The 5,359-nt window shown below is 69.3% G+C and carries 7 protein-coding genes; 1 reads left to right on the top strand and 6 read right to left on the bottom strand.

Annotated elements, in window-relative coordinates; translation table 11 throughout:
- A partial coding sequence (locus AC1DU6_RS19115) for a GTP 3',8-cyclase MoaA (protein WP_477858927.1) occupies positions 1 to 831 on the bottom strand: 831 nt, incomplete at its 3' end.
- Positions 832 to 1,003: 172 nt separating this feature from the next.
- On the opposite strand from AC1DU6_RS19115, the gene AC1DU6_RS19120 reads away from it, so the two are divergent.
- Positions 1,004 to 1,396, top strand: coding sequence for a hypothetical protein (locus tag AC1DU6_RS19120; RefSeq protein ID WP_056197871.1), 393 nt, complete (start codon positions 1,004 to 1,006; stop codon positions 1,394 to 1,396).
- On the opposite strand, the gene AC1DU6_RS19125 is transcribed toward AC1DU6_RS19120, so the two are convergent.
- The 5 genes from AC1DU6_RS19125 to narH form a co-directional block, all read right to left on the bottom strand.
- Positions 1,393 to 2,082 (bottom strand): carbonic anhydrase, encoded by a 690-nt coding sequence (locus AC1DU6_RS19125; RefSeq protein WP_056197873.1) that lies wholly within the window; start codon positions 2,080 to 2,082, stop codon positions 1,393 to 1,395. The two genes, AC1DU6_RS19120 and AC1DU6_RS19125, sit on opposite strands and share 4 nt — an antisense overlap.
- Positions 2,082 to 2,831 carry a peptidylprolyl isomerase gene (locus AC1DU6_RS19130; protein ID WP_457321499.1) on the bottom strand — a complete coding sequence of 250 codons (750 nt, stop codon included), beginning with the start codon at positions 2,829 to 2,831 and terminating at the stop codon, positions 2,082 to 2,084. Before AC1DU6_RS19130 ends, AC1DU6_RS19125 begins: the two co-directional genes overlap by 1 nt.
- An 8-nt stretch (positions 2,832 to 2,839) precedes the next feature.
- Positions 2,840 to 3,535 carry a respiratory nitrate reductase subunit gamma gene (gene narI / locus AC1DU6_RS19135; RefSeq protein ID WP_056197877.1) on the bottom strand — a complete coding sequence of 232 codons (696 nt, stop codon included), beginning with the start codon at positions 3,533 to 3,535 and terminating at the stop codon, positions 2,840 to 2,842.
- Positions 3,532 to 4,224: a nitrate reductase molybdenum cofactor assembly chaperone gene (gene narJ / locus AC1DU6_RS19140; RefSeq protein ID WP_477858923.1), complete on the bottom strand. Its 693-nt coding sequence runs from the start codon at positions 4,222 to 4,224 to the stop codon at positions 3,532 to 3,534. Before narJ ends, narI begins: the two co-directional genes overlap by 4 nt.
- 8 nt (positions 4,225 to 4,232) lie before the next feature.
- On the bottom strand, positions 4,233 to 5,359 hold a 1,127-nt coding region (gene narH / locus AC1DU6_RS19145), incomplete at its 5' end, for a nitrate reductase subunit beta (RefSeq protein WP_477858925.1).

A 5,359-nucleotide genomic window follows, 5' to 3' on the forward strand; every position in this document is an offset into this window, starting at 1 on the left:
GGCATGGCTGACGCTGCTGATGAAGCCGATCTCGCCCGCGCCGTCGGCGTAGCGCCAGCGCTGCGCCGTCTCGCCGCCACGGGTGGCGGGCAGCGGCAGCAGCGGCCAGCGCGCGGCGATGCGCGCACGCAGTTCGTCGCTGGGCAGCACCTCGTCCATCTTCCAGCCGTTGTGGCAACCGGCGTCCATGAACTCGATGAAGCGCAGCACCATCCCTGCGCCAAAGTTCTCGCGGAAGTGCTCGGCCAGCGGCAGCGCTTCGCCGTCGTTGACGCTACGGCGCATCACCATGTTGACCTTGATGCGCTCGAAGCCCGCGCGCTGCGCCGCCTCCAGCCCGCGCAGCACCTCGGTCACGGGGAAGCCGACGTCGTTCATGCGCTGGAAGACGGTGTCATCCAGCGCATCGAGGCTCACTGTGAGGCGGTTCAGGCCGGCGTCGCGCAGCGCAGCGGCCTGGCCGGCCAGCAGGCTGCCGTTGGTCGTCAGTGCCAGGTCGGGCGGCGTGCCATCCAGCGTGCGCAGCTCGGCCAACTGGCGGACAAGACCGGTCAGGTCGCGGCGCAGCAGCGGCTCGCCGCCGGTCAGGCGCAGCGTGCGCACGCCCAGGGCCAGGGCCTGGCAGGCGACTTGGGCGATCTCCTCGAAGTTCAGCAGCTGCGACTGCGGCAGGAAGCGGTGGCCGGGGCCGAAGCGGCTGCGCGGCATGCAGTAGCTGCAGCGGAAATTGCAGCGGTCGGTCAGCGAGATGCGCAGGTCGCGCCAGGGACGCTGGCGGCGGTCGCGCAGCGTGCCGTCCAGCGGTGCCAGCGAGGCGATCACACGGGGCATCCAAAGCAAAGGGGCGGTCCTTGCGTCCATGCCGGCATTCTGGGCAGCGGCCCCGGCCCGGCCCATCCGGCCGTGGCAGGACGAGGGCACCGGCGACCTACTCCTTTTGGGCGATGGCCGCCTCGTCCGCCCGCCGCGCACGCCGCGGCGGCAGCGCGTTACGGTGTCGACCATGAACATCGAGCATTTCAACGACCTGCTGGCCATGGCCCGTGCCCAGCCCGAGCCGCAACGGCTGCTGATGGTTTTCACCACGGCCGAGTGCGAACCCGACGCGACGCCCGAGCAGCGGGCCGCCCATGCTGCCGGCGAGGGCGGCGTGCTGCGCCCGCTGATGTGCGTGGACAAGGACCCGGCCGAGCTGCAGGACTTTGCGACCCTGGCCGCCGAGGCGCGCCACGCCGGGCCGGCCTGGCAACTGATGTTCACCGCTGCCCTGGCCGGCCGCACGACCACCAGCGAGATCCAGCGCATGCTGGAGCTGTTGACCAAGCGCGTGGAGACCGGTGAGTTCGGCGGGCTGCTGTCGTTCAACCCGACTGGCGAGACCGTGTTTATCGGCTAAACGATGGGGACGCCGCTGGCGTCCATCCCGTCTTCCTCGCTGCTCAGCAGGTAGGGCCCGGTGCCGGCGTTGTCGGCGCGCGAGGCGGGCACGAAGGCGCCAACGGCCACGTCGAACACGTGCACCTCGCCGTCCTCGATGACGTAGTGCCAGCCGTGCAGCGTCAGCGACCGCGCCTCGACGCGCTCGCGCACCATCGGGTAGTCCATCAGCCGCTCCAGCTGCAGCACGATGGCGCGCTGCTCGGTGCGGCGCATCACCTCGGGGCCGGGCTCGGCCACCGGCAACGCGGCCTCGCGGCCCAGGTCCAGCCAGCGGGCGAGGTTCTGCGCGGCCGGCGCCACCTCGCCGTACAGCGCCCGGATGGCGCCGCAATGGCTGTGTCCGCAGACGATGATGCGGTGCACCTGCAGGTTCAGCACCGCGTACTCGATGGCCGCCGCCGTGCCGTGGAAGCCCTGGCTCTGGTCGTACGGCGGCACAAAGGCGCCGACGTTGCGAACGAGAAAAAGCTCGCCCGGGCCGGCGCCGGTCAGCAGATAGGGCACGAGGCGCGAATCCGAGCAGCCGATGAAGAGTGTCAGCGGATGCTGGCCGTCGTCGACGAGATGCCGGAACAGCGAGCGCTGCTGCGGGAAGGCATCGGTCTGGAAGCGGCGCAGGCGTTCGAGCAGCTCGTCGGGCATCACTGCACCAATGGTGAACTCGCTTGCTGAAGCTCGACACCTTCCAGTCGCGCGTCCGCGGCCAGTGTCTGCAGGTACTGGCGCAGCGCGCTGATCTGATGCAGCTGGCGCATGCGCTGGGCCACCGCCTCGCGCACCTGCTCGAAGGCCGGCAGCCGGCCGGGCTCGCGCGCGTCAATGGCGGCGATGTGCAGGCCGAAGCGGCTGTGCAGCAATTGCGGCAGCACGCCGATCTCGCTGCGGCCGAACAGCTCCTTGGCGAACTCGGGCGCGCAGTCGTCGGCTGTCAACCAGCCGAGTGCGCCGCCCTCGGCGCCGCTGGGGCAGTTGGACAGCGTCTTCGCGGCCTCGGTGAAGGCGGCGGCCTCGCTGGCGCGCAGCTGGATCAGGTGGCCTTCGGCGCGCTGGCGCAGCAGGCCCACGTCCACGCCCGGCGTGACGGCGAACAGGATGTGGCGCACCTGCACGCGCTCGCCCTGGGCGTAGTGGCGCGCGTTGGCCTCGTAGTGGCGCCGGCAGGCCGTCTCGTCCGGCTCGGGGCCGGCCAGCTCCTGGGCAATCAGCGCCTCGATGGCCTGGCTGGCCGCCTCGCTGAGCGCTCCCTCGCGCGGCGCGGGGTCGTCTGCAGCAAGCAGGCCCAGCTCGATGGCGCGCTGGCGCAGCAGCTCGGTGCAGGCGCGCTGGCGCAGCGCGGCCTCGTCCAGCGCCTCTTCGACGGCGGCGATTTCGATGTGGTTGACGTAAGCCATGGCCTGCCTCACTTCGGGAGATTCAGGCGACGCGAGCGCACAACCTGATACGGACGGAAGACGTAGAAAACCGAGGCCAGCCCGCTCCACACGTGCACGAGGCGGCTGAACGGGAACAGCAGGAAGATCGTCATGCCCAGCACCATGTGGACCTTGTAGGGCCAGGCCAGCGCCACGAGGCCGCTAGCGTCGGGGTTGAAGGTGACGATGCGCTGCGCCCAGTCGCTCAGCACCAGCATGACCGTGCCGTCGGCGTGCGCCAGCGAGAACGGCAGCGTGATGAGGCCCAGGCTCAGCTGCACCCACAGGATCCACAGGATGGCCAGGTCGGTGCGGTGGCTGGTGAGGCGGATGCGCGGGTCGGTCATGCGGCGCCAGATCAGCATCGACAGGCCAATGAAGCAGAACGTGCCGGCCACGCCGCCGGCAACGATGGCCAGCATCTGCTTAGTTGCAGGGCTGATGAAGTGCTCGTAGACGGCATGAGGCGTCAGCATGCCTACCGTGTGGCCAACGAACAGAAACAGGATGCCGGCGTGGAAGAGGTTGCTGCCCCATTTCATGCCCCGGCTGCGCAGCAGCTGCGAGCTGTCGCTCTTCCAGGTGTACTGATCGCGATCGAAGCGGGCCAGGCTGCCCATCAGGAAGACGGCCAGGCAGATGTAGGGGTAGACCACGAACAGGAAGTTGTGGACGGCGTTCATGCCTGGGCTCCCGGTTGATGCGCACTGGGCTTGCGCACGATGTGGATGGGCTGCGGCTGCTCGGGCCGCGACTGGCCGGCCGACGAGCAGCCGCCGAAGGCCTCGGGCTCGGCCCAGTCTTCGTCGAGCTCGGGCTCGGGCGGAATCTCGACGCGCTCGGCGCGCTCGCCCGCCAACTCCAGCGCGGCGGCCAGCACGCTGGCATAGGGGCTCTGGCGACGCTTCAGCGCGCTGAAGATGGACCGCGTGATGTGAGCGATCTCGGCGAGGAAGTCGTGTGCCTCGCGGGCCGGCTGCGTGCTGGCGTACTCCAGCACCACGGCCAGGTGGTCGGGCAGCTCGCCGGGCGCGAGGTACAGGCCCGCACGCTCGTAGGTCTGCTGCAGGTCGACCATGGCCGGGCCACGCTCGCGCGAGTCGCCGTGGATGTGCTCGAACAGGTGCAGGGCCGTGCCGCGGCCGCGGTCGAAGAGGTCGACGAAATCGGCTTCCACGGCGAAGGGGTCGTCGCGATGAAGATGCTGCAGCAGCGCGCACAGCTCGTCGATGCGAGCCGCCGGCAGCGCGGCCTCGGCGCGCAGGGCCTGCTGCAGCTCGGKCACGGCGGCACGCAAGGCCGCATCCGGGTAGCGCAGCAGCGCGGCGAGCACGCGCAGGCTGTAGGGGGCGTGGGTGGGTTTGGTGAACATGGCGGCCCTCAGATCGTTGCCTTGATGGGGATGGTTCGCTTCTTCTCCGAGCCGAAGAGGCTCGTTTCCGTCACGCCCTCGGAGCAGCCGTTGCCGAAGCTGAAGCCGCAGCCGCCGCGCACGTTGAAGGCGTTCTCGGCGTACTCGCGGTGCGACGTCGGGATGACGAAGCGGTCCTCGTAGTTGGCGATGGCCATCACGCGGTACATGTCCTGCACCTGGGCTTCGGAGAGGCCGGCCTGATCGAGCACGGCCAGGTTCTTCACGCCGTCCACGTGCACGCCGCGCTGGTAGGCGCGCATGGCCAGCATGCGCTCCAGCGCGCCGACGACGGGCACGGTGTCGCCCGCGGTCAGCAGGTTGGCGAGGTACTGCACGGGGATGCGCAACTGCTTCACGTCGGGCAGCTCGCCCACCTCGCCCAGCTGGCCGGCGTTGGCCGCCGCGCTGATGGGCGACAGCGGCGGCACGTACCAGACCATGGGCAGCGTGCGGTACTCGGGGTGCAGCGGCAGCGCCACCTTCCAGTCCACGGCCATCTTGTAGACCGGGCTGTTGCGCGCCGCTTCCAGCCAGTTCTCCGGGATGCCGTCAGCCCGCGCCTGCTTGATGACGGCGGGGTCGAAGGGGTCCAGGAAGAGGTCGAGCTGGGCCTGGTAGAGGTCCTTGTCGTTGGGCGTGGCGGCGGCCTCGAGAATGCGGTCGGCGTCGTACAGCAGCACGCCGAGATACCGGATGCGGCCAACGCAGGTTTCGGAGCAGACGGTGGGCTGGCCCGCTTCGATGCGCGGGTAGCAGAAGATGCACTTCTCGGCCTTGCCGCTCTTCCAGTTGTAGTAGATCTTCTTGTAGGGGCAACCTGACACGCACATGCGCCAGCCGCGGCACTTGTCCTGGTCGATCAGCACGATGCCGTCTTCCTCGCGCTTGTAGATCGAGCCCGACGGGCAACTCGCCACGCACGCCGGGTTCAGGCAGTGCTCGCACAGCCGCGGCAGGTACATCATGAAGGTGTTCTCGAACTGGCCGTAGATGTCCTTCTGGATGTCGTCGAAGTTCTTGTCCTTGCTGCGCTTGCTGAACTCGCCGCCGAGGATCTCCTCCCAGTTCGGGCCCCACTCGATCTTCTCCATGC

Source organism: Roseateles sp. P5_B10 (assembly GCF_056400485.1).